Origin of the sequence: Candidatus Endomicrobiellum cubanum, from assembly GCF_031278955.1 — a bacterium.
In the GTDB taxonomy this organism is placed as follows: domain Bacteria; phylum Elusimicrobiota; class Endomicrobiia; order Endomicrobiales; family Endomicrobiaceae; genus Endomicrobiellum; species Endomicrobiellum cubanum.
The window spans coordinates 1-25501 of the sequence record NZ_JAITJM010000052.1; the positions used below are offsets into that span (position 1 = coordinate 1).

Annotated in this window: 21 protein-coding genes; all 21 read right to left on the reverse strand. The window is 28.9% G+C overall.

Annotated elements, in window-relative coordinates:
- Positions 1-182: 182 nt before the first annotated feature.
- The 21 genes from bioA to LBD57_RS04865 all read right to left on the reverse strand — a co-directional run bounded on the left by bioA (position 183) and on the right by LBD57_RS04865 (position 25496).
- Positions 183-1586 (reverse strand): adenosylmethionine--8-amino-7-oxononanoate transaminase, encoded by a 1404-nt coding sequence (bioA, locus tag LBD57_RS04765; RefSeq protein WP_373470189.1) that lies wholly within the window; start codon positions 1584-1586, stop codon positions 183-185.
- Positions 1571-2209 carry a dethiobiotin synthase gene (bioD, locus tag LBD57_RS04770; RefSeq protein WP_373470190.1) on the reverse strand — a complete coding sequence of 213 codons (639 nt, stop codon included), beginning with the start codon at positions 2207-2209 and terminating at the stop codon, positions 1571-1573. Before bioD ends, bioA begins: the two co-directional genes overlap by 16 nt.
- 49 nt (positions 2210-2258) lie before the next feature.
- Positions 2259-4811 (reverse strand): DNA mismatch repair protein MutS, encoded by a 2553-nt coding sequence (gene mutS / locus LBD57_RS04775; protein WP_373470191.1) that lies wholly within the window; start codon positions 4809-4811, stop codon positions 2259-2261.
- A 25-nt stretch (positions 4812-4836) separates the two neighbouring features.
- Positions 4837-5244: a lytic transglycosylase domain-containing protein gene (locus LBD57_RS04780; RefSeq protein WP_373470192.1), complete on the reverse strand. Its 408-nt coding sequence runs from the start codon at positions 5242-5244 to the stop codon at positions 4837-4839.
- Positions 5241-6500, reverse strand: a complete 1260-nt coding sequence (gene miaB / locus LBD57_RS04785; RefSeq protein ID WP_373470193.1) for a tRNA (N6-isopentenyl adenosine(37)-C2)-methylthiotransferase MiaB — start codon at positions 6498-6500, stop codon at positions 5241-5243. Before miaB ends, LBD57_RS04780 begins: the two co-directional genes overlap by 4 nt.
- Positions 6501-6549: 49 nt before the next feature.
- Entirely contained in the window at positions 6550-7203 is a 654-nt protein-coding gene (pgeF, locus tag LBD57_RS04790; RefSeq protein WP_373470194.1) for a peptidoglycan editing factor PgeF, read from the reverse strand.
- Positions 7200-8294 carry a cell division protein FtsZ gene (ftsZ, locus tag LBD57_RS04795; protein ID WP_373470195.1) on the reverse strand — a complete coding sequence of 365 codons (1095 nt, stop codon included), beginning with the start codon at positions 8292-8294 and terminating at the stop codon, positions 7200-7202. Before ftsZ ends, pgeF begins: the two co-directional genes overlap by 4 nt.
- Positions 8295-9533, reverse strand: a complete 1239-nt coding sequence (gene ftsA / locus LBD57_RS04800) for a cell division protein FtsA (RefSeq protein ID WP_373470196.1) — start codon at positions 9531-9533, stop codon at positions 8295-8297.
- Positions 9534-9546: 13 nt separating this feature from the next.
- Positions 9547-10344, reverse strand: a complete 798-nt coding sequence (locus tag LBD57_RS04805) for a cell division protein FtsQ/DivIB (RefSeq protein ID WP_373470197.1) — start codon at positions 10342-10344, stop codon at positions 9547-9549.
- Positions 10337-11269, reverse strand: coding sequence for a D-alanine--D-alanine ligase (locus tag LBD57_RS04810; RefSeq protein WP_373470198.1), 933 nt, complete (start codon positions 11267-11269; stop codon positions 10337-10339). The genes LBD57_RS04805 and LBD57_RS04810 overlap by 8 nt, the downstream gene beginning before the upstream one ends.
- The gene (gene murB, locus LBD57_RS04815) at positions 11259-12173 is read right to left on the reverse strand and encodes a UDP-N-acetylmuramate dehydrogenase (protein WP_373470199.1); all 915 of its coding nucleotides are present in this window, start codon (positions 12171-12173) and stop codon (positions 11259-11261) included. The genes LBD57_RS04810 and murB overlap by 11 nt, the downstream gene beginning before the upstream one ends.
- Positions 12137-13489 (reverse strand): UDP-N-acetylmuramate--L-alanine ligase, encoded by a 1353-nt coding sequence (gene murC / locus LBD57_RS04820; RefSeq protein ID WP_373470200.1) that lies wholly within the window; start codon positions 13487-13489, stop codon positions 12137-12139. Before murC ends, murB begins: the two co-directional genes overlap by 37 nt.
- A gap of 58 nt (positions 13490-13547) precedes the next feature.
- A complete protein-coding gene (gene queF, locus LBD57_RS04825; RefSeq protein WP_373470201.1) occupies positions 13548-13925 on the reverse strand; it encodes a preQ(1) synthase in 378 nt (125 codons plus the stop codon).
- Positions 13926-13956: 31 nt separating this feature from the next.
- Positions 13957-14565 carry a YqaA family protein gene (locus tag LBD57_RS04830; protein ID WP_373470202.1) on the reverse strand — a complete coding sequence of 203 codons (609 nt, stop codon included), beginning with the start codon at positions 14563-14565 and terminating at the stop codon, positions 13957-13959.
- 100 nt (positions 14566-14665) lie between these two features.
- Positions 14666-15832 carry a tetratricopeptide repeat protein gene (locus LBD57_RS04835; protein WP_373470203.1) on the reverse strand — a complete coding sequence of 389 codons (1167 nt, stop codon included), beginning with the start codon at positions 15830-15832 and terminating at the stop codon, positions 14666-14668.
- On the reverse strand, positions 15825-16790 hold the full coding sequence (locus LBD57_RS04840) for a patatin-like phospholipase family protein (protein WP_373470204.1): 966 nt from the start codon (positions 16788-16790) through the stop codon (positions 15825-15827). The genes LBD57_RS04835 and LBD57_RS04840 overlap by 8 nt, the downstream gene beginning before the upstream one ends.
- A complete protein-coding gene (locus LBD57_RS04845) occupies positions 16777-17928 on the reverse strand; it encodes a TolC family protein (RefSeq protein ID WP_373470205.1) in 1152 nt (383 codons plus the stop codon). The genes LBD57_RS04840 and LBD57_RS04845 overlap by 14 nt, the downstream gene beginning before the upstream one ends.
- Positions 17925-19253, reverse strand: a complete 1329-nt coding sequence (argH, locus tag LBD57_RS04850; protein ID WP_373470206.1) for an argininosuccinate lyase — start codon at positions 19251-19253, stop codon at positions 17925-17927. The genes LBD57_RS04845 and argH overlap by 4 nt, the downstream gene beginning before the upstream one ends.
- Before the next feature lie 49 nt (positions 19254-19302).
- Positions 19303-23865, reverse strand: a complete 4563-nt coding sequence (locus tag LBD57_RS04855) for a translocation/assembly module TamB domain-containing protein (protein ID WP_373470207.1) — start codon at positions 23863-23865, stop codon at positions 19303-19305.
- Between the two features lie 30 nt (positions 23866-23895).
- Positions 23896-24771: a branched-chain-amino-acid transaminase gene (gene ilvE, locus LBD57_RS04860; protein ID WP_373470208.1), complete on the reverse strand. Its 876-nt coding sequence runs from the start codon at positions 24769-24771 to the stop codon at positions 23896-23898.
- A gap of 65 nt (positions 24772-24836) precedes the next feature.
- A complete protein-coding gene (locus LBD57_RS04865; RefSeq protein WP_373470209.1) occupies positions 24837-25496 on the reverse strand; it encodes an ABC transporter ATP-binding protein in 660 nt (219 codons plus the stop codon).
- Positions 25497-25501 lie beyond the last annotated feature (5 nt).

The following is a 25501-nucleotide window of genomic DNA, read 5'->3' on the forward strand; positions in this document are numbered from 1 at the left end:
CTTCAAATCCTTCCCCTGTTTGACTTGCACATGCGTACGATATTACTAAATCTAAAACCACGCTACTATCTCCTGCTTTTTCAAAAAATTCCTTCGCTTCTTTACTCCATTTTACTAATTTGTTTGTCATACTTTCCCTCATAAATCTAAAAATTCTATTTGGATATCTCTAAATATATCTCTTAAAGATTGTCAAGTTCTATTTTGATTGCTTTAATTATTTTTGAAATCTCATATTTAGTAATTATTAGCGGTAAAAATAAAACAAGTGTGTCTCCAAGATTTCTTATTATAATGCCTTGCTTTCTTATTCTACTACAAATTTTAGCGCCCATCTTAAGTTTACAATCATAAGGATTGCCTGTTTTTTTATCTTCTACGATTTCTATTCCTACCATTACTCCACATTGTCTAATATTTCCTATTTTAATATGACTTGAAAGTTCTTTAAGCTCTGTTTCAAGATTCTTAATTATAATATCTACTTTTTGCAAAATATTATCTTCCTTTAGTATGTCAATAACAGCATTTGCAGCTGCACAAGCTAATGGATTTGCAGTATAAGAATGCCCATGAAAAAATGTTTTAAATTCTTCATACTTGCCTAAAAAAGCATTGTAAATTTTATTCGTTGTAGCTGTAACTGCTAAAGGTAAGTATCCACCTGTTATACCTTTTGACAAACATATAAAATCCGGATGCACATTTTCGTGTTCTACGGCAAACATTTTACCAGTTCTGCCAAAACCTGTAGCCACTTCATCACAAATTAAAAGAACACCATACTTTTTACAAAGTTTTGCGTATTCAGACAAGTATCCCTTTGGCGTTACTATCATACCTGAAGCAGCTTGGTTTAGCGGCTCTATTATTGAAGCTGCAATCTTCTTAGAATATTTACCCAAAATTTCATCAACTTGTTTTATACACTCACCTTTACAACCAACTTGAAAATTATGGTTTTTAAAATTCTTTGCTGTTAAAGGGAAAGGTATGCTTTTTGTTCTAAATTTACATCTATAACAATATGGCGACATTGCAAAATAACTTTTAAAAAGTAAGGATCTAAACCTAGAGTGAAACAACTCTGTGCCGCCAACAGAAACTGCACCTATTGTATCTCCATGGTATGCATTTTTTAAAGATAAAAACATTGTTCTCTTTTCTTTTTTAAACTGCCAATATTGATAGGCCATTTTTAGAGCAACTTCTACTGCCGTAGATCCGTTATCAGAGTAGAAAATTTTATTTAAATTTTTAGGTAGAATATTTAAAAGTTTTTCAGAAAGTTCTATTGCTGGCAAATGTGTAAGACCCAAAAAAGTACTGTGGGAAACTTTAGTTATTTGTTCTCTTATTGCATTGTCTATCAAAGAATTTTTGTGTCCTAGAATATTAACCCATAAAGATGAAATACCATCAATATATTGCCTACCATCAACATCGTATAAATAAACGCCCTTTGCTTTGTCAATAATTAAAGGCTTGTTAGGATCGTCATTTATCCAATCTGCCATTTGAGTAAACGGATGCCAAATATTCTTTTTATCAAGTTTAATATACTTTTCTTTTAACCTATTATCCACTTATTTTTCCTTAAATCTATTATTTCATTATAACCTAAACTCAAAATATTTAGTTTTGTTATTTTTTTTATCAACATCGCATTTGTTTTGCACGATACATCTTCTTTATTCTTGTTCCTATTTAATATGATGCCTAATACTTTCTGATTACTTTTTTTTAAATGTTCTATTGTAAGAAGAGTATGATTAATAGTCCCTAAATTATGCCTTGCAACAACAATAACTGGCAAATTAAACTTTTTTATTAAATCATTTACAAAAAAATTCTTTTTTATAGGGACAAGTATCCCTCCTACTCCTTCGACTATTGTAAACTTATACTTATCTAAAAAATATTTAAAATGAGAATCAATTTTTTTTAAATCACAGGAATTGCCCTCAATTAAAGATGCTCCATAAGGCGACATAGGGTTTTTAAAAAATACAGGAGTAACTTTTTCTGCTGATTCTTTTATTTGAGAAGACTTAATTAATTCTTTTGCATCGTTTCTGTCGCCAGTAGAAACTGGCTTAAAAACACCAGCATTTATATTTAAACCTTTTATAGCTTCTGCTATTTTGCAAGAAACATATGTTTTTCCCACTTCGGTATCTGTCGCAGTTACAAATATACCATTATGCATTAAAAACTTCCCTCATAATATAGAGTCTGTCTAAAACAAACTTATTCAATTATATTTTTCTTTTCCAATCAAGCAGTATTTTAAAAGCTTCTAATGGGGTTAAAGCATTAATATCTATATTACGCAATTCCTGTAGAATATCAGAATCTTCTTGAATTAAATTATTTTCATTAACTGAAAAAAGATCTAATTGATTATTTACATCAAATTTAGAGGTTATATGGCTTGATTCTAATTTATTTAAAACTTTGTATGCCCTACTTATAACCTTATTTGGAATACCTGCTATTTTTGCAACATGTATACCATAAGATTTATCCGCGCTGCCTTTAACTATTTTATGTAAAAATATAACATCACCATTCCACTCTTTAACACCAACATTGTAGTTTACTACGCCACTAAGTGTATTTGCTAAATCCGTAAGTTCAAAATAATGTGTTGCAAAAAGTACTTTTATACCATTATTGGCTTTTATTTTAGCATCTGCAAAAAACTCTATTATAGACCAAGCTATGGACATACCATCATACGTTGAAGTTCCTCTCCCAACTTCATCTAAAATAATTAAACTCTTTTGAGTATACTGGTTCAATATAGTTGCAGTCTCAGACATTTCTACCATAAACGTAGACTCGCCTCCTGCTAGATTGTCGCCCGCGCCTATTCTCGTAAAAATCCTATCTACTACACCAATTTTGGCTTGCGATGCTGGGACAAAACAACCAATTTGTGCCATTATAATAATAAGCGCTGTTTGCCTTAAATATGTAGATTTACCTGCCATGTTAGGACCTGTGATAATAATTACTTTTGAGTTTTCGTCAAAAGCAATATCATTAGAAATGAATTCTCCATTTTTTAAAATTCGTTCAACTACTGGATGTCTACCATCTTTAATATAAAGTTCTTGCGAATCTACTATTGCAGGACAAACATAATTATATTCTAAAGCGTCTTTTGCAAAACCAGAAAAAATATCTATTTCAGAAATAATCTGCGAAGTTTTTAAAATATCTCGCAAATACAAAGCAATCTCTAATCTTAAATTATTAAAAATCTTGTTTTCTAATATTAAAATTTTCTCCTGTGAATATAAAATCTTTTCTTCTAAAACCTTTAGCTCTTCAGTTATATAACGTTCTGCGTTTGCAAGTGTTTGTTTTCTAACATAATGTTTTGGAGCTAAATGTATATTAGCTTTGCTAATTTCTATATAATAGCCAAATACCGACGTATAGCCTACTTTAAGGCTATTAATACCTGTTGATTGTTTTTCCTTAGATTCTACGTCAGATATATACATTTTGACATCTGTAGATAATTTTCTCAATTCATCTAATTTGTCATCTACTCCTTTTTTGATTACACCGCCATCTTTTAAAGATATTGGAGGTTCGTCAACAATAACATTAAAAATTTTATCAATAATTTGATCGTTTTTTGGAATTTCAAGATGTAGGGAAAGACCAGGTACAGAATTTATAATTTCGCATACTTTATTTATTGCTTTCAAAGAATCTTTTAATGCTATTAAATCTTTAGGTCCTGCAGTTAAAGAAGAAATTCTTGCAGCTATCCTCTCTATGTCTGAAACCCTTTTAAGGTTTTCTATAACACTTTTACGTACATTAGAATTATCTATAAAAAACTTAACAATGTTTTGGCGATTTTTGATTTTTTCAATATCTAAAAGCGGTTGTATAATCCAATTGCGTAAAGTTCTTGCACCCATAGCTGTTTTTGTAGAAGCTACTACCCAAAGAAGAGAATTTTCAAGTTTCCCAGTATGCATACAAGACAAAATTTCAAGATTTTTTATCGCAACAGTATCTAAATACATAAAATCTGAATTTTTAATATATCTTATATTAGAAAAAATACCAACACTTTGCGGTTGAATTTCTCTTATATAAGAAAGTAAAGCGCCGCAAACACAAATTGCTCCTTTTTTATTTAAACTAAACTTTTTTATAGCATTAAAAGCAAATAGGTCTTCTATAGTTTTTTTTGCGCTTTCATATTTAAAAAAACTATCATCTATATTTGAAATAGGCACTTTTATATTAGAAATAAGATTTTCTGTAAACTCATTTTTGACATTGCTTGAAGATACAAGAAGCTCACTAATAGGATGCCTTGATATCTCTGTACTGATTGCTTTTAGTGTTGTTTCTAATGTAAAAAATTCGCCGGTAGATATATCAGCAAACGCAACAAACAAAGAATCATTTACATTTTCAAAGTATAGTGCCATTAAAAAATTATTTGTTTTAGAATCTAAAAGAACATCTTCTAAAACAGTCCCTGGAGTTATAACTTTAGTCACTCCTCGTTTTACTATACCTTTTGAAACTCCTGCCTCTTCAAGCTGGTCGCAAATAACTACTTTTAGACCGCTTGATATAAGTTTTCTAATATAAAAATTTACTGAATGGTGTGGCACTCCGCACATGGGAGTACCTGTACGTTTGGTTAAAACAACATCTAAAACAGGGGCTGCTTGTATCGCATCCTCTCCAAACATTTCGTAAAAATCACCTAGCCTAAAAAATAAAATCATCCCAGGATATTTAGACTTGATATCCCAATATTGTTGCATTAAAGGTGTTAATTTATCAGAGGGTTTATTTATCGTTGTTCTCCATTAAAGAAATAAATTTAAAAAACTTATATACTTTGTATGTAAATATAATTGATTTTACATAATATTTTGTCTCATTAAATGGTATATCTTTGATCCTTAAATCTATATTTTTATTTTGTTTGTTTTGCCATTTATCAACATTGCCTATTCCTGCATTATATGCAGATAAAACTAAAACTAAGTTATTATTATAATAGTTTAAAAGCTTAGATACATAGTAAACACCAAACATTATATTTATTTCCGGATCTTTTAAAGAATTATTAGAAAAATTTGAAACTTTTAATTGATTTGATATTTCTTGAGCAGTTTTTGGCATTATTTGCATCAAACCAACCGCTCCTCTAGTAGACATTGCATCTACATTTAAGTTAGACTCTTTTTTCATACAATATTGCCAAAAAGCGAATTTATTTTAGACTCGCTGATATGGACATTAAAAACTTTACCAACATAATCTTTACTTGTACTTTTTATAAAAACCTTGCGCCCACCACCTGTTCTTCCCTCTAAAATATTAGACTTAAAATTCTCAACTAAAACTTCAAAAGTTTTACCAACCATGGATAAAACAATTTCTGAAGAAATTTTATTTGACTCATTTAAAATAATAGAGTGCCGTCTTTTTTTTTCTTCTAAAGGTACATCATCAACCATTCTTGAAGCTCTTGTGTTAGGTCTTGACGAATATCTAAACACGTACAATCCATCAAAAAAAATATCCTTTAGAGCTTTTAAGGTATTATTGAAATCTTTTTCTGTTTCACCAGGAAACCCAACTATAATGTCTGTTGTTATGCTTATATCAGCAATTTTACTCCTCAATTTATTTATAAGAGCTAAATAATATTCGTATGTATAATTTCTATTCATTTCTTTTAAAACTTTGTTAGAGCCTGACTGCATTGGTAAATGAACATGATGACAAACCTTTTTTTCAGTAGCAATAAGGTTTATTAAGTCATCACTTAAATTTTTAGGATGGTTTGTCATAAACCTTAATCTTTCTAGTCCGTCAATCTTACAAATATCTCTAACTAAAGATACAAAATCTACCGTACCATGCTTATAAGAATTTACATTTTGACCTAAAAGCATTATTTCTTTTGCCCCACTTTTTACCATTTCTTCACATTCACTGATTATAATTTTGTTATCTAAACTAACTTCTTGACCTCTTACAAAAGGCACAACACAATACGAACAAAAATTATTGCACCCCCTTATAATTGTAATACATCTTCCAACTTCTGTAGATTTCTTAGATAAGATATTATTATCTATTTTAGCTAAATTGCATAAATTCACAATTTTTAAGGCAAAATTATTTATATTTTTTGAACCAATTACTAAATCTACACTTTTAAAACGTTTCCTAATCTTTATACCTAATCTTTCTGCCATACAACCAATAACAATAATTTTGACATTGGGTTTTTGTTTTTTAAGTTCTTCTACTCTGCCAATATAAGAAAATGCTTTTTGTTCGGCTTGAGCTCTTACCGAACACGTATTTAGTATAATTACATCTGCATCTACTATATTATGTACTTGCAACATCCCGTAATTTGAAAGCATGTTAGAAAGTGCATCTGATTCACACACATTCATTTGGCACCCAATTGTCTCAATCAAATACTTCAAAAATTTAACCTCACTTATTTTTTAGATTATGTTTTAGGGGACCCTCTAGTTAAGCAATCAGAGATAAAATTCTATCGGATGTTTTATTTCGCCTATAAGAAAAAAAATAGTTATTTTGGCAACAAGTGCATAGATTCATATCAAAAATATTAACAATCCCTAATTTTTTTAATTTACTAAAAACAACCTCTGATAAATCTAATCTATTATTCTTTAACTTTAGGTTAAAAATATTTTCAAAATCTCTACTAACTTCATAACAACAAGAATGAATATGAGGCCCAACGTAAACTTCAATATCTTTAGGATTTATAGAAAATTTATTGTTCAAAATTCCAACTGCATTTTCTATTATTCCTAAATGAATACCTCTCCACCCAGCATGAATTGCAGTTTTAACTATTCCATTTGTCATAAGTAAAGGAACACAATCTGCCGTAAAAATACCTAATATTATAGACTTATCAGTAGTAATTAAACCATCACAATTATCAATGAAATTACCACAATTATATTTTTCAACAATTTTAACATCAGAGCTATGTACCTGATTTACGAGCACCAAATTAGCTGGATTTAAGTTTTGTGAAATTAAAAAATTGTCTCGTAGTGTCTTATCTTTTAAATTGCCAGCTAAAATAGTACTAGTAAAATGTCTATACTTAAAATTTTTATGAAATATAAACTTTTCTCTTGTATTCATTTTAAAAATTTAGGTTTCCAGTATGTATAGGCAGGTTTTGAAGGTTCTATATCTTCTGTTTTAAATTTCTGATCCAGAAATAATTCCTGTTGTGTAGTTGCCGAAAAATTATTAGGCAACTCATCACTAGCAAATCCTGTAGCAATAATAGTAACTTTAATTTTATCATCAAGCCTATTATCTATTGTATGACCAAAAAATACATGTCCGTTAATACCATAATTTTTTATATCATTAAATATGTCTTGTAATGTAAAAGCTGTCACATTAGAATTTGTGGTTATATTAACCAAAGCTTTTTGGGCTTTGGAAACATCGTAGTTATCAAGAAGTGGGCTTGTTAAAGCTTTTTTTACAGCCTCTTTAGCATCATCACTTGTACTTTCTCCAATACCTATTAAAGCAGTACCTGCATTAGATAAAATGTTTCTCACATCCGCAAAATCTCTATTAATTTCTCCTGTTACTGTTATAACATCTGTAATAGCTTGAATACTTTGCCTTAAAACATCATCTATAATTTGATAAAAAGCATCTAAGGCTATTCTCTCATTTATAACATTAAAAACCCTTTCATTTGGGATAACAATTAGAGCATCTGTAAAACTTTTAAGATTTTTAATCCCTTCTTCTGCTTGCGCCATTCTAACTTTACCTTCATGTTCAAATGGTTTTGTAACAACACCTATAGTTAAAATCCCTGCCTCTTTTGCAAGTTTAGCTACAAGAGGGGCTGCTCCCGTCCCAGTGCCTCCACCCATTCCAGCTGTAATAAATACCATATCTACACCAATTAAACGACCTCTTATTTCTTCTAAACTTTCCTCTGCAGATTGTCTCCCCATCTCTGGATTACCACCAACTCCAAGCCCTTTAGTTATTTTTTCGCCTATTTGTAAAACGTCAGGAGCTGCGGATTTAAGCAAAGCTTGAGCATCTGTGTTAATTGCTACAAATTCTACATTTCCTACATTTGCAGCAATCATTCTATTTACAGCGTTACATCCACCACCGCCAACACCTAAAATTTTTATTTTAGCGAACTGCCCTAAACTCACCTCTTCTTGAGGTAAAACTATTTTCATACTCATTTAAAAAATTTCCTCAAACCATTTTGATATTTTTGACACCATTCCATTACCAGAACTTTTTCTTTTAAAATATTTAATATTTGAAAAACTTGAAACTATAGCTCCTATAGCTGTAGTATAAGACGGATTCATAAGTATCTCGTTTGGCCCGATAACTTTTTCTGAGTTTGGTACTCCAGTTCTTACTGAACAATTAAAAGCTTTTTCAAAAGCTTCGGTAAGTCCAGCAAGATTGCTTCCTCCACCTGTCAGGATTATACCTCCAGACAAAAATTCATCCCCATAATTATTTTTATTTATAATTTCCTTTACTTCATACAAAATCCTATCTATTCTTGGAGTAATTATTCCATTTGCAAGCTCTAACTTATCACATTTTTTTATACTTCTACCATCTGCAGATTTATATTCAAACTCTTCATTTTTAAAATCAGTATACACAAATGCCGCACCGTACTTTTCTTTAATATCTCTTGAAATAGAATAAGTTGCTCTCAATTTATGACCTATATCTCTTGTAATATAATCTGACCCGTCAGGAAGTTCATCAGTATGCCTTATAATACCATCTAAATAATGTACAAGTCCTGTAGTAAGGCCTCCAAAATCAACAACAAGACAACTTAACTCTTTTTCTTCTCTTGTAACTAATATATCACTTGCAGATAAATAACCATAAACTCTATCATCACAATTTACACCAATAGAGCTCATAGATTTGGCAATGTTGCCTATATTACTACTAGAAGCAACAAAAGCATGAACATCAACCTCTATATAAGTTCCTTCCATACCAATAGGATTTTGTATACCTCTTTGTTGATTTAATATGTACTCTCTAGGTATTATTTGAATTATTTCTTGATCCGGCTCTAATCTTATTTGCTTTTTTGCGCTCTCTAAGGCATTATCAACTGTTTCTTGAGAAATTTCTCTATTTGAATAGCTTATATTTGCAACGCCTTTTGAATCCTTAGATTTAATAAAACTGCCTCTCATAGCAGTGATTACACTACCTATTTGCGCTCCCACTACTTTTTCTGTTTCTTCAAAAGTCTTACCAATAGCTAAAGCTGTTTCTTGTATATTTATAACAGCTCCAGCCTTTATACCATCACAGGGCACACAAACAGCGCCTAATATTTTTACTATCCTTGTATCTTCATCACGTATTCCAGCTGCACAACATACTTTGTTGCTACCAATATCAAGACCTGCTATAAGAGATTTTTTTGACATTTTCACCTCTAACTTAAACTGGTTTTACAATAGCTCTGCCTAAAGAATACAAAGTCATATCGATATATTCTATATTTTTATATCTAGACATTGCATCAACATAAATTTTTTTAAATTTGTTAAATTTACAGTATAGATGTTCGGGCATTTCATCTCCCCAAAAAACTACTGTATTTGAGTTAATTATAAAGATAATATCTCCCGTACTACTCATTTTAATCTCTAAAATATTACTCAAGAAGTCTTCACAAACATCTCTAAATCTTTTAATAAAATCTAGTAATTGTTTTCTTTCTTTATCTGTGTTATAAAAAAGCTTAGGAACTTTCATTGCACTCATAAAACCACGCAGTGGAAACGGCATATCGTCAAAGTCAACTCCTAACAATTCATCATTAATGACGATAAACGCTTCGGGAATTCTTTCGTAAAGCTTAACTTGAACTTTATGCCACGATCTATGTATAACAACATTTTTTAATTCTGGTTTCAATTTTTTTATTTCTTTTTCTGCTTGAGAAGGATTAATTCTTAAAAGATTATCACCTATATTAAATGGTAAAAGTTCTCGTATTTCTGTCTTTGTTACGTTTTTAGACCCCATTATCTTTATATCTTTTATAGTCATTTTATCAGAGCTATATGCAATATCAAGCAACTTTTTATAAGCAATATAAATTGTAACCATAATTGCTACACAAAGCATTATAAACAAAAAATTTCTAAAAAATCTTTTTCCTTTTTTCCCTGATTTACTAATATTGCTACTAGTGTAAACTGACTTATAAACATAACGCTTTTTTTTAGGCATTTCTTATAGAACTCTCTATAATTTTTAAAACTAAACTTTCAAAATTATATCCTGCAGCAGAACCTGCATCTGGAAGAAGGGAAGTTTCTGTCATACCGGGGATAGTATTATTTTCTAATACCCATACTTTGTCGCTTTTATCTACAATCATGTCAACTCTACAAACAGCCCTACATTTAAAAAATTTATAAATCTTTTCAGCATAATTCTGAGCTGTACTATAAGACTTTTTGCTTATCTCTGCAGGTATTATATGTTTAGAACACCCCTTTTGATATTTTGATTTAAAATCATAAAATTTACCCTCAGGTACTATTTCTATAACTGGTAAAGCTTTGCCATCTAAAACACCGACAGTTATCTCTTTACCCATTATAAATTGTTCTATAATAATTTCCTGCCCATATTCAAAAGCTTTTTTTGCAGCTTTAACAAATTCTTCAAAATTCTTTACAATTGTAATACCCAAAGCAGAACCGCATGACACAGGCTTTACAACAACAGGATAATGTTTTATGTCTGGCAAATTTTCAAATTTTTTTAAAACACTCCAGTCTGGAGTCGCTATGTTCGCAAGTTTAAAAAGACTTTTTGCCATATTCTTTTCCATGCAAACAGAAGATGCAAAAACATTACAACCAGTATAAGGTATGCCTAAGATTTCGAGCATGCCCTGAATTGTTCCATCTTCTCCAAATGGCCCATGTAAAGCAATATAAGCAATGTCAATTTTTTCCTTTTTTATCTTTTCAATGATATTTTTGTCCACATCTATACCACAAACATCCAGTTTCATCTTTTTTAAAGCTTTCAAAACCGCCTTGCCAGATAAAATAGCTATTTCTCTTTCACTAGACATACCACCATATAAAACACCTATTTTTTTGTTTTCTAATTGTTTTATAATTTCGCTGCTATTTATCATTTATTATTTTTACCTCTGTCTCAAGAGTTATATTAAATTTTAATTTTATTTTTTCTTTTATTAAATTTATTAAAGCTAATACATCTTTTGAAGTTGCTTGTCCTGTATTTACTATAAAATTTCCATGTTTATTAGAAATTTTTGCTCCGCCTATTTGAAACCCTTTCAAATTAGATTCTTCTATAAGCTTTCCAACACTATATCCTGTAGGGTTCTTAAATATACTACCTGCATTAGGCATATCCAAAGGCTGAATTAACACTCGGTTATGAATATTTTCATTAACCATGTTTAAACTATCATTTTTTGTATCCTTTTTCAATAAAAATTTAACCTTTGTAATGACATATTCTTCTTCTAAGTTACTTTTCCTATAACTAAAACTTATTTGATCTTTACTTAAACATTTCTTTTTAGCATCCTTATACACTTCAATATTATCTACAAAAGTGCCTATCCATTCATTTCGCTTTCCAACATTTCCATAAACAGCAGCACCTACAGTACCAGGAATACCAGCGACAGATTCCAATCCTACTAAATTGTTTTTTAAAGCATTATTTAAAACTTGTTGTAATGATGCTCCTGCACCTGCTACTATTACTTCTTGTAAAGTTTTAATATTTCTAAACTCACCTATTAATCTAATTATAATACCTCTATACCCATTGTCTGAAAACAAAACATTAGTTCCATCGCCCAAAATCATGTATCTATAAGCAGAAATATTCTCTAAGCAGAATAGGAGAGCTTTTTCGTTTGGGATTTCAAGCAAAAAATCAGCATTCCCTCCTATTTTAAAAGACGAATATTTATATAAAGGTGCTCCTTCTAAAACTTTACAACCCAAAAAAGATAATTCTTTTACTAGATCAGCGTTAATAACTCTTCTCCTTTTTTCCAAACATCGCCTGCACCTAAGGTAAGTACTATATCTCCAAAAGAAAGATTTTTTGATAGCATTTTTAGATCAACGAATTTATCGGCATTAGATTTGCTTTTTAAAAGATTATTTAAAATTAGCTCAGAATTTACACCACTTATAGACTTTTCTCCAGCAGCATAAATATCTAAGATTTTAACTTCATCTGCATATTTAAAGCTTTTTGCAAATTCGTCAAAAAGATTTTTCGTTCTTGTATATCTATGAGGTTGAAATAATACAATCAGCTTTCTATTGGGCCAAAAATCTTTAATGGCCTTTAGTGTAGCTTTGATCTCTGTAGGATGGTGTCCGTAATCATCAATAACTGTAATACCATTTTTTTCACCTTTTATTTCTAAACGCCTTCCCACACCATTAAAACTATTTATAGCTTTTGAGATTAAACCAAAAGGTATACCCAACCAAATGCCTGTGCCTATTGCAGCTAAAGAATTTAATACATTGTGTTTACCAGGAACTTTTATACCTACATTACCAAGTTTTTTCTTCATATAAAAGACGTCAAAACTTGTACAAGTTTCTAAAACCTTTATATTTATAGCTTTAATGTCAGGACATCCTTTGAGACCATAAGTAATATATTTCCTTTTCACTTTATTCATTATTTCTCTTATAACAACATCATCAGAACATATAATTGCAGCCCCATAAAAAGGAATAGAATTAAGATGACTAATAAAAGCTTCCTTTAAAGCATCCATATTCCCATAGAAATCTAAGTGGTCATTGTCTATGTTTGTTACTACTGTAATTACCGGAGAAAGCTTTAAAAAAGATCCGTCAGATTCATCTGCTTCTACAACAATATAAGGCCCTTTACCAAGTCTAGCACTAGTATTAAGATTTTTAAGCCTTCCACCAACAACTATTGTAGGATCTAATCCACCTTCAGCTAGCACAAGAGATGTAAGCGATGTTGTAGTTGTTTTTCCATGAGTACCAGCTACAGTTACTGTATTTTTTAATCTTGCTAGTTCAGCAAGCATTTCTATACGAGGTATAACAGGAATTTTTTTTCTTAATGCTGCCTTAACTTCTACATTATTACTGTTTATTGCAGTAGATGTAACTACAACATCAATTCCTGCTACATTTTTGGCATCATGCCCAATATAGATTCTGGCTCCAATTTCTTTAAGATGGTTTGTAACATCTGTTCTTTTTAAATCTGAACCTGAAACAGTATGTCCTAAGTTTATAAGAACTTCAGCAATGCCTGACATCCCAGAACCACCAATGCCAACAAAATGTATTTTATAATACTTTTTTAACATTTATTCTTCCTTAAACCTAATTGAGTATCTCTAAAAACCTTAATAATAAAAATAAAAACTATTTTTGTATATATTCTGCACTAACAGTTGTAGTAATTCCACCTCTTATTCCAAATTCTATGTCTATAGACATTTGTTTAGGTTTTAAGGCATTGACCAAATCATTTAAAACATTATTTACAACACTTTCGTGTACTATTCCAACCATTCTATAAGACTGTAAATACATTTTTAAAGACTTAAGTTCAACAACAGTCTTGCCAGGAATATAATTTATAACTATATATGTAAAATCAGGAAGACCAGTCCAAGGGCAAAGACAAGTAAATTCTTCAGTTTCTATACAAACATTGATGTCTTTCCCAACAAATTCATATGGCATAGCTTCAAGTAAAGATGGTGTAACTTTTTCAAAAATTGGTGACTTATTTCCCATATTAATAGACCCCCTTTAGATCAACCTACCCTCATAAATACTTAAATGCTAAAAAACATAATATAAGTAAAAGCAAAAATATTAATGATAAAATATTGAAATATTTTTCTATAGTATTTTGGACTTTTTTGCCAAAAAATTTTAAAGCAAAGGCAATGATAAAAAATCTGCCCCCTCTACCAAGAACTGATGCAAAAAACAAAGTGTACAATGAAATATCAAACATTCCAGCTGTTATAGTAATTGCCTTATATGGAATGGGAGTAAATGCTCCAGCCCAAATACTTAAAAAAGCATTTTGAGCATACTTAATTTTTACGATATTTACAGCATTTTCAATATTATAAAAATTAATCAGAAAGGAACCCACTGTATCATAAATAGTCTTCCCTATAAAGTACCCTAAAAAGGCTCCCAATACAGAACCTATTGTACATATCAATGCTTTTCTCCACCATTTTTGAGGCTCAGCTATAACTAACGGTATTAGCAACACATCAGGAGGTACAGGGAAAAAAGAACTTTCTATAAAAGCTATAAAAAATAAAGCATAGCTAGAATTTTTTGATTTTGCCCAATGTAAAGTCCAGTCATACATACTACGAATAAATTTAAAAAAAGATAAACTGCCTACTTTCATAATAAATAACTCCGTTTATTTATTGACTCCATAATGCATATTTTTATTGTGTCTTTCTGAGCATTGCTACATTAAAACATCTTTGTTAAAAACTGCTGTGTTACAAAACTTGTGCTAGTCCTGCGTTTTGCCTTTCCCTGTCAAAATATTCACTGTAATTATACGCATTAGGATCTTTTAAAGATCCTTTTTGTAAAAAAGTCAAAAGTTTCTGAGCTTGATTTCTTAAAAAAACTGTTTTTGCTTTCATTAATGCTCTTTGAGCATATTCTTTTGCTTCGTTAACATGACCTAATTTATACGAAAATTCTGCTCGTAAAATATTTAGTGCACAACAAGAAGAATTTATCTTATAGGCAAGTCCTAGCATGTGATTGGATAAAGATCTTTCTCCCAGTAAATTATAAACATTTGCAAGATATAAACAAACCTTAAAGTTATCCTTATGATTTTCATATAAATTTAAAAATAACTCTTTTGCTTTTAAGTTTTCAGTGTTTTCAATATACAACTGTCCTAAGAAAAATAACACTTCAAAAGATTTGTTATTTTTTGTATAGTCTTCCAAAATTTTTATAGCTTTATTGATTTCATTTAAATTAGTATAAGAGTCAGCTATTTTTAATATTGTATTTTTATCAATATGGAAAAAATCTATTTGTTCATAATAGAAAATAGCTTTTTGATAATTGTTCTTTAAATAATATAAATTAGCTAAACCTTTTTTTGCATCAACAGATTTTTTGTTACTCTTTAAAACATTATTAAAAAAAATCTTTGCAGATTTATAAATATTAATTTTTAAATACAAGTTGGCTATTTTTATGTTTATTTCTTCATTTTTTTTATACATTGATAAAGCTTTTTGATACATATGCATAGCAAAAACATAGTTATTTTTTAAACAATATATATCACCTAAACTCATATAATAACTAAATTCTTTTTTTTTACTATTTTTTTTAAAAGATAATAATTTATTATACGCACACAAACTTAAATCATATTGATTATTATTATAAGCATTTAGTGCAAAAGCTTCTAACTCTTTTATTTTTTCTTTTTGACTTTTGCAATGTTTAATAGCGCTATCTACTTGCACTTCTTCTTTAGAAATCGTAACAATACGTTCAAAAGAAAAAACTAAATCTAGAAATATAAAAAGGCATAAAAAAGATATTAGGGTCTTTTTAAAGATTCTGATGCGTACATTCTTTGGGACTGCTGGGTTAAAGTTTTTAAAGGGACACTTTAATAATTTATTCAAGCAAATACTTCTCCTCTGTCTTATTTATTATTATTTTTTTTATGTCTTTAATTACTCTTTTTGCAGCAATAAAACCCTTATTTATACAACAGCTGGCATTTTTAAAATCTAAAACTGACAAGTAACCAACTTCTGGACGTATTACAATATCTGCTAAATCTAGATTATATTCATCAAACATCCTCCCCTGAATATATATAGCTTGCATTAATATTTCAATCGGAGTGGAAATATTGTTTTTTGTTATATCTACAGCAACAGAAACCGCTATAATAACATCGCAATTAAAAATCTTGGCCACGCTTACAGGAATATTTTCAGTTAATCCACCATCTATTAAATAACGTTGCTTATATTCTACAGGTTTAAAAATACCTGGTATTGTAGAGCTGGCTCTTGCGGCAAAAGCAACACTCCCCTCTCTAAGTAAAATTTTTTCTCCTGTATTTAAATCCGTAGCAACGCAAATAAGAGGAATTTTTAATTCTTCAAATCCTATATTCCCAATAATATCATTCATATATTTTTCAAGCTTTTGATTTGAGAAAAGGTTATCCATAAAAAGCATATCAAACATAGAAATATAATTAATATTTGAAAATGTACCAATAGTGAATTGTTCTGCAAGATTACACACCTTTTCAATAGGAACTTGAGCACAATAAAAAGCTCCTACTAAAGAGCCTACACTTGTACCTACAACTAAGTCTACAGGTATACACTCTTTAGAGATTGCTCTTAACACTCCTATGTGAGCAATACCTCTCGCCCCTCCGCCACCTAAAACTAAAGCAACTTTAGGTCTTTTACCTGAATCTAATTTTTCAATTTTGCGCCATAAAATGTCTATTAAAAAATCTTCTTCATTAAAATCTACTCCAGACTCAAAAGAAAATAAAGGCGTAAAAAAAAACAAAAAAATTATAGAAACAGTGATAGTTTTTTTAATATGAATCAAGCTCTACCCCTATTGCAAGCTCAAGATTATAATAGCTTTTATTTAAATTGCGAATTAGTTCTATATCACTTTCATTATATTTCCCATTTTTTTCTAAAAGTTTTGCATTTATTACTTGATCTTTAAAAAAGCTATACTCTAAAAATGTTTGCATAATTTCAAGCTTAATATCATTTTCTAGTTTTGCTCTTTTTATTATAGATTCTCTATACTTTATTTTTCCTTGTTTAATTCTTGCAAAAATACTTCCTCCATCAAAAATAGGCATATTGACGTTAACTGTACAATACCAGTTAGTATCATCCCCAACTATTTTATCACCTACCCACTCTTGAGCAGCACCAAGCAAAATATTAGGGTATTTTTGCATAGACAATAAATTTAACATCAAACTATCTAAATTCTGTTGTTCTTGTGTAGCTTTAAACTCTGATTTAAACTCATATGCAAGTAGCAAGCATTTCCCTAAATCAATTTCTTTCATTTTTGGGATAAAATCACCTGCTATTAAAACAATTGTATTTAAATCCAAGCCTATAGCATTTAACAAATTTAAAATTTCTTGATTATATCTTAGAACTTCTAAGTTTTGTTTATTCTTTAAAATTGTATTATTTGATATTTTAGATTGTGCACTATAAAAGTCTATTAACGCTCTATGGTATAAACACTCATTAAATATCAACTTAATATTATTTATTACCCTTGAGTTAATAATATTTTCTTCTGCTTTAACTTTGTTAAGATTTACATGAGAAAGTTTATTAGTTGCCCTTATAATACCACCTGTATACACACTCTGCCAAATAGATAATTGTGTAGAATAATACAAGTCCTTTTTGCCCTCCGGAAGATATATTAACTTTTGAGAATTTTCTCCAGAAATCAAAATAGGTTTGGTATTGTTAAACCTCGATAGATTTAAGTTAACACCTACAACTGGAAAATACAATGAGAAAGCTTCTCTCACTCTCTGTTTAGCATATTCTAAATTCTGAACACATTCTAATATGTCTGGATTTATACTAAGCGCAGCTTGAATACTTGACCTTTCAGTTAAGATACGTTCATAGTTTTTAGCAAACAAAGTAGTTACTACTAAAAAAAACAAAACAAACATTAATGTAATTTTTTTCATTTTAAAGTTCTTTTAATATTTTGTATTTGCAAAGTAATAGATTTTTTAGATGTTGCTCCATAAGAAGTTTTCATATTAGCAATATTGCCAGCATCTAAATACTCAAAGATATCTTGCCTAAATAGACAAGAAAATTTATTGTATTCTTCAAAAGAAAGATTGTTCAATGTTTTGTTATTTTTCTGACAATATAAAACTATATTTTTTACTATGCCATGGGCAGTTCTAAATGGCATACCCTGCTTTGTAAGGTAATCTGCAATTTCAGTTGCAGCTATAAACCCTTTTTCTGTACTTTTCCGAGTGTTTTCCTTTACAAATTTTAGACTCTCTACCATTTCAACAATAACTTCTAAGGATATTCTCATGCTATCAAATGCGTCAAAAACAGGAGATTTATCTTCTTGTAGATCTCTATTATATGCTAAAGGAAGTGACTTGACAACAGTAAGAAGTGCTATTAAATCCCCAAAAACTCTTCCTGATTTTCCTCTTATAACTTCTGCACAATCTGGGTTTCTCTTTTGAGGCATTATAGATGACCCGGATGTAAACTTATCATCCAAAGTTATATAAGCAAACTCTGGATTCATCCATAAAATTATCTCTTCGCAGAATCTAGTCAAATGTAATGCTATCATAGACATACAAAAAACAAATTCTATAGCAAAATCTCTATCTGAAACAGCATCTAAAGAGTTTTCAGTAACGCTTTCAAAACCGAGAAGTTTTGCTGTAAAATTTCTATCTATAGGAAAAGATGTCCCAGCTAAAGCAGCACTTCCCAAAGGTAAAACATTTGTTCTTTTATAGCAATCCAATAATCTTTGTTTATCTCTATCCAGCATCCAAGCATACGCCAAAAGATAGTGAGCTGCCAAAATAGGCTGAGCTGGCTGTAAATGAGTAAAACCTGGCATTACAACATCTATATTTTCTTCTGCTTTTCTTACTAATATTTTTTGAAATTTGTTAATAATACTTTCTATTGTATTTATTTCTTGTTTTACATACATCCTTAAATCCGTAGCAACTTGGTCATTTCTGCTTCTTGCAGTATGCATTCTGCCACCAACTTCACCAATTCTACGTATTAACTCCTTTTCAAGCGCGTAATGAATATCCTCTTCCTCTGGTAAAGACCAACCTGTTTGCAAGTCTTTTAAGATAGAATTTAATCCAAAAATTATTTTATCCCCATCATTTGTATTTATAATGCTGGTTTCCATCAACATTTTTGTATGTGCTATAGAAGCAATAATATCAACCTCTCCTAATCTTTTATCAAAAGAAAAAGAGCCTATAAATTGTTCAAAATTTTGCATCTTATCTCCTGTAGCTATAATTTATCATCATAATTATAGCAAACTAAATTTATTTATTATGTTTTTTAGAAGAAGCACCAAATTTTATTTGATGCTGAACCATAACGCTTTTATCTGCTTGATAATAATCGTCTTTATTCTCCAAACCATAATCACCACTTATATATAAATTATCAGTAAGCTTATAAAGTATCTCTAAAGAATGTTTTAAGTTTATCTTTTGGTTAAATTCATCAAAAGTTATTGAATAGCCTAAAAGTGCTTGATTTGTAATATTTTTTTCTAAAGAATACTTAGTACCTAGCATTAAATTTGTTAATGTTGCTTTAGACTTAGTGTCATTTATATCTAATGATTTAGTATCTGTATATGAAACTTTAAAGTTGTCAATTAGCCCTGTTTTTCTAAGCATCCCTTTTGCAAAAGGAATAGCAGCTGTTTGATTAAGTAGATGAACTATTTGCTGTCCTAAAATGTATGAAACTTCCAATGATGCATCTTGGTTTGTATCTAATCCTAATATTTTTTGAAAATCAATATTAGTATTATCTTTAGAAACCAACTTAACAGAACCAGGTTGGGATAAACCAGAAAGTTCACGTCTATCTACAACTAATCTTATTGTATCAGAAGGCTCTCCAGTCTTTGACGGTAAAGAAGTCTCACATGTAAGAGTTAAATATATACTTTTGTCATTTAATATTTCTAATTTTGCATTTGAAATATTAAATGACATACCTAAATAATCAATAGTGCCACGAGAACTGTCAATTATACCCTCTGCTTTAAGATTTTTAGGATATCCTTCTAAATGTAGTGCCCCATTTATTAAAGCAGAAACATAAGAATTTTCAAATCTTGTATTTTTTGTAGTAATAAAATCTAAATTGATATACGTAGAATCAGGAAATATTGACTCTTTATTATTTTCAGAAATTCCAGGATAAGTAAACCTTGTACTCTCTAAAATTATCTTCCCAGAAATTCTTAGGCTTGTAGGATTACCTTCTATTTTTATATCAAAACTAGGCTCTCCAAAAGAATAATCCTTTAGAAAATATTTTGAACCAATAAAACTAGTTAAAGGTAATTGTGGAATTTTTATAGGTATTCCTTTTTGAGTCGTAATAAATCTTATATCAAAATAATCTACATTAAAATTTTTTAACTTTATATTTCCATAAACATTAAGCTTACCAGAACCAGATTTTAAATTAAAATTATCAATACTAAGCAAATTATCAACAAGTGTTATATCAACATACATATTTTTAACTTTATTTAAATATTCTTTTAATTCAAAAGACGCTCCGCTTATAGAAAGCTTAGCATTAGAATTAATTTTATCTAGACTCCCCGTAAAAGATCCTTTCAAAAACATTTTCCCTGAAAAAGGTCTAATAAAATCCAAAGACATATACTTTAAAATATTTAACTTGTAATCATTTATCTCATAAAAAATATTTACCGAACTTTGTTTATCAGTAAGATCTCTTTTTAGATAAAAAGGGAAATCTCCGTTTATAGATACTTGAAGTTCATTCCGTTTAAAAATATTAGCTTTATTTATGTAAACCCTATTATTTTCTAAATTAAGCATTACATTTAAGTTATCATATGGAGCTCCAATAAAAAAGCCATTTTTCGAATCTATTTGTAAGCTTCCTTTCGGTTTTTTTATATCTCCTAACAAATTTAAATTTATATTTGATTTACCAAATACTAAATCTCTCAAATTAAAAATATCTGTTAAAATTTTTGATTCCAGATTTGTACTTGCAAGACTTAAATTTATAAAATCTTTTGAGATATCAGTAGACAAATTGAAAGATGCATCATTCCTTAAGATATTTAATTTTCTAATAGATAAAACATCTCCAAATATAGCTAAAGCAGAAATTTTTAAAGCATCTTTTTTATCATCATGCTGCTGGTATAATTCTAGTGTTTTATTTTTTATATGATAATTTAACTTCAAAGAGTCTAACTTATATTTACTTATCCAAAAGTTATTTAAATTAGCAGAACCTGTATATTTATAACTATTCTCATCTTTTACCATCCTCCCTAAAAGATTAATGCTTCCTAAAAAATCAAAAATACCCGTCCTAACATTAACTAAAAACAAATCTAACCCGTAAGTTTTATCTTTAAGGTTAAAAAAGCCCTTATCTGCTTTTACCTGACTATCAGAAATATTGCAACTAGCGCTACTTAAATAAATATTTGAATTTTTTATTTCAAAATTACATTTAACATCGTTTAATTTGAAATTTTTTATATAAGCAGTTTTAGAATGTAAAAACAGTTTGGAATCCAACTTGTTGTCTTTTATAAAAATATTGCCTGTACCAGTAAAATTAATATTTAAAGGTGTCCTAAAACCAACAAAAGCATTAATAATTTTTTCATCTAAATTATTAACTCCTACATCTATACTACCATTGTTTGTATAACTTCCACTTAAACTTATATTTGTTTTATTTGATAGCAACTTTACCTTATCGAGTATTAAAACTTTATCTTTTAATTTTATTTCAGAAAATAAAGAAAATGGCAAAGTAAAATATCTACCATTTGTAACACTTGCACAAAAGCTTATTTCAGGATTAGATAAATTGCCTGATATATCTACCAAAAAAGTTAAAAAACCAGAAAATCTTTTATACAGACCTTTAATATCTAAATTTTTACATTCTAGGTTGACACGCACTTTATTTTCTTTAAAATTGATAAGTCCAGTAGCACCTATATCTTGGCTCGACTTTAAGTTATAAATCTTTATTTCTTTATTTGACATTTTTATTTCAGCAGAAATATCATCTAAATTAGCTCCAGAAAAATTTATACTGGAAATTTTCAATAAACCATTCATAACTTTTTTTTCATCTAAAAAGCCTTTAAATTCTGCATATGATGTCAAATTTACAAAACTTATTTTAAAATTCTTTATACTTGCCACAAGAAAAGATTCTATTTGTTTACTAAAACCTAAAATAGCCCTTATATCAAACAACTCTTTATCAGAATAATCAACCATTTTACAGTGTTCTACATTAAATTCATTTGAGTTTATATTCCCTTTCACATCAAATTTTTTGAAATTATTACCATATAAATAACCATCAAAAATCTTTAAGTTAAATTCCAAAAATGCATTTTTCTGGTACTTAATACGCCCTGTGGCAATACCAGAAAATTTATCTAAATCATAACCTAAAATATCAAATAGTTTAAAAGTATCTATTTTTATAAATTTAAAATCTGAAGAAAGAATATCTCCTTTTTCAACAACAGTATTAAATAAAAGAGTCTCATTTACATTAGAAAAATTAAATACATAAATATCATTATTTCTTGTAATAGTGCCTATAACTTTTTTATTATTTGACAAATCATATAAAGAAAAATCAATTTGACCAGCAACTTCATCAATTTGACCATAAAAATTGATTATTCCATATACTTTTTTACCTAAAAAATCTTTTAGAGGTAAATCTAGCAATCTTACATTTTTTATGTTAGTTTTAATTGTTCCTTTTTTAATATTACCAATAACACTGCCAAGTTCTTTACCGTTTACTATTATCCTTTTCTCGTAACTTCCATCTTTAGAAACCACAAGATCAACTTTCTTGTTTTCTCCATATATACAACACCCTATATAATTATCTTTTTCATTTTTTGTTATATTAAAATCAAAATTACCATTTCCTAAATTAAAAATAGATAAATTTTTAATACTTAAATTAATTTTTTCAACATTATCTTTTAGGATAATTTTTGAATTAACATCCCCAATTACATTTTTATTTATTTTTGATAAAGATAAATAAGACTCTATGTTAAAATTACCGGACGCTCCTGATATATTTAAACTTACAATATCAGAATTTTTAGAAATAACTCCTTCAAAAGATCTAAAGTTTAACCCTTTATACTTTAACTTTGTAACTTTAATATTTTGATACAAGTTTAAATCTGAATCAAAAGTTCCGTCAAAAATAATATCTGCAACAATTTTATTTTTTGAAATTATAGTTGTTAAAGTGTTAAACTCTTTCTCATTTTTTCGTTCTAGCTTAGAATTAATATCAAAAATAAACCCATTTATATCTAAAGCAGCAATAAAGTTAATATCACCCTTATCGAACTTTAAAGAAATATTTTTGAAATTTACGTTTTCATATTTATTTTTCAACAAAATTTCATCTACTGAAATATCAAAATTAAAACTACCTGAATCAATGTGTAAAGGTTTATTAATACTCTTACCTTTTATTGTAGAGTTCTCTTTATTTAACATAATCTCTACATTTGATACTTTAACTTTTCTAATAGCTTTTATTGGGGTTTTAATGTTACAGATAAGCTTAATAGGTCGAAAATCAAAAGAAATTTTTTTAACTAAAAAGGTATCTTTTACTTTTAAATTAGTAAAAGTTAATGAAATTGGTGAAATATAAAATTTTTCAAAGTCTATTTCTTTTTCTACTTTAGATGATAAGTATTTTTTTATACTGGGAGCAAATAAAGGTGCTCTTAGAAAATAAACAATAACAATGATAATTAAAAGAATGATTATATATTTTGTATATTTAAAAAGAGTCATACTTAAATACCTTAACTTATAACTAAAAATCTATTTTATAGGTATACCTGTTAACCTAGTAAGACTTTTAAATTCTTTTATCAATTTTAATGTTATTTCACCTGGTTTACCAGCTGCAATTTGTCTTGAATCTACATTCACTACAGGCATAACTTCAGCAGCAGTACCTGTCAAAAAACATTCGTCTGCAGTGTAAACATCATAAAGAGTAATACGCTCTTGTTTGACAGGGATTTTTAACTTGTTTTTTGCAAGCTCTATAATTGCCTCTCTACTAATTCCTATTAATGCACCTTCTGAACTTGGAGGGGTTAACAGATTATCATTTTTTACAATAAAAATATTGTCCCCTGTACATTCAGCAATATAACCTTGTGAATTTAACATTATAGCTTCCATGGCACCGCTTCTTGTAGCCTGCATTTTTGCTAAAATATTATTTAAATAATTTAATGATTTTATATTTGGACTTAGAGAGTCTTGCGTTACTCTTCTTGTAGCCACTGTAACAACTTCAATGCCTTTTTCATATAGTTCTTTTGGATACAAAGAAATGTTATCAGTTACTATAATTATAGAAGGTAAGGTGGTACACTTGTTAGGGTCCAGCCCCAAATCACCACAACCTCTTGTAATAATAAGTCTAATATAAGCGTCAGAAAGTTTGTTTACTAAAAGAGTTTTAATAACAGCTTTCTCCATTTCTTTTTGTGTTATAGGAATAGTCAAATTAATGGCTTTTGCAGATGACCATAATCTTTCAAGGTGCTCTTTAAGTCTAAAAACTCTATTATTGTAAGCCCTTATACCTTCAAAAATTCCATCTCCATATAATAAACCGTGGTCAAAAACTGAAATTTTAGCCTCTTCTTTTTTTACAAATTCTCCATCAAGATAAACTTTCATCTTAAAACTCCCCTATTGGTTTCTCTAGAAACCCTATAACGAATGTCTTCTTTTACAGTTTTACGCTATACCATTCTTCCATCAATTATATTTATAACTCTATCAGTCCTACAAGCAAGTTCTTGATTATGCGTTACTAAAACAAGAGTTGCCTGTGAATTTTTAGAAAAATCAAAAAGTAAATTTTCTATTTCTACACCTATGGTTCTATCTAAATTCCCTGTGGGCTCATCAGCGAAAATTATTTTTGGATTATTTATTAAAGCTCTTGCTAAAGCTGTCCTCTGTTGCTGTCCACCAGAAAGTTCATTTGGCAAACAATTCACTTTAGAAGTTAATCCAACTTGGTCTAGAATCTCTAATGCTCTTTTTTCCTTATTTACTTTATCTTTCCATACAGGAATTAAAATATTTTCCAAAACTGTAAAATCTGGTAAAAGATAATGAAACTGAAAAATAAAACCTATATTTTTTCTTCTCATATCGCACAGGTCATTATCGTCCATTAAAGAACAGTCAATATCATTTATAAATACTTTGCCCGATGTAGGACTATCCATTAAGCCTACTATATGTATCAATGTACTTTTACCAGCGCCAGAGGGCCCTATTAAAGATACCTTTTCTCCTGAAGATATATTTAAATTAATATCTTTTAATACTTTTAGAGTAGGTCCTTTTTCTTGTATATAATCTTTGTTTAAATTCTTAATCTGTATGTTCATTATTT

Bases quoted from the DNA above. Each gene is read 5' to 3' on its own strand.
- bioD (WP_373470190.1), bottom strand. From the start codon at position 2,209: ATGCATAATGGTATATTTGTAACTGCGACAGATACCGAAGTGGGAAAA.
- mutS (WP_373470191.1), bottom strand. From the start codon at position 4,811: ATGCAACAATATTGGGATATCAAGTCTAAATATCCTGGGATGATTTTA.
- LBD57_RS04780 (WP_373470192.1), bottom strand. From the start codon at position 5,244: ATGAAAAAAGAGTCTAACTTAAATGTAGATGCAATGTCTACTAGAGGA.
- pgeF (WP_373470194.1), bottom strand. From the start codon at position 7,203: ATGAATACAAGAGAAAAGTTTATATTTCATAAAAATTTTAAGTATAGA.
- ftsZ (WP_373470195.1), bottom strand. From the start codon at position 8,294: ATGAGTATGAAAATAGTTTTACCTCAAGAAGAGGTGAGTTTAGGGCAG.
- ftsA (WP_373470196.1), bottom strand. From the start codon at position 9,533: ATGTCAAAAAAATCTCTTATAGCAGGTCTTGATATTGGTAGCAACAAA.
- LBD57_RS04805 (WP_373470197.1), bottom strand. From the start codon at position 10,344: ATGCCTAAAAAAAAGCGTTATGTTTATAAGTCAGTTTACACTAGTAGC.
- LBD57_RS04810 (WP_373470198.1), bottom strand. From the start codon at position 11,269: ATGATAAATAGCAGCGAAATTATAAAACAATTAGAAAACAAAAAAATA.
- murC (WP_373470200.1), bottom strand. From the start codon at position 13,489: ATGTTAAAAAAGTATTATAAAATACATTTTGTTGGCATTGGTGGTTCT.
- queF (WP_373470201.1), bottom strand. From the start codon at position 13,925: ATGGGAAATAAGTCACCAATTTTTGAAAAAGTTACACCATCTTTACTT.
- LBD57_RS04830 (WP_373470202.1), bottom strand. From the start codon at position 14,565: ATGAAAGTAGGCAGTTTATCTTTTTTTAAATTTATTCGTAGTATGTAT.
- LBD57_RS04845 (WP_373470205.1), bottom strand. From the start codon at position 17,928: ATGAAAAAAATTACATTAATGTTTGTTTTGTTTTTTTTAGTAGTAACT.
- argH (WP_373470206.1), bottom strand. From the start codon at position 19,253: ATGCAAAATTTTGAACAATTTATAGGCTCTTTTTCTTTTGATAAAAGA.
- LBD57_RS04855 (WP_373470207.1), bottom strand. From the start codon at position 23,865: ATGACTCTTTTTAAATATACAAAATATATAATCATTCTTTTAATTATC.
- ilvE (WP_373470208.1), bottom strand. From the start codon at position 24,771: ATGAAAGTTTATCTTGATGGAGAATTTGTAAAAAAAGAAGAGGCTAAA.
- LBD57_RS04865 (WP_373470209.1), bottom strand. From the start codon at position 25,496: ATGAACATACAGATTAAGAATTTAAACAAAGATTATATACAAGAAAAA.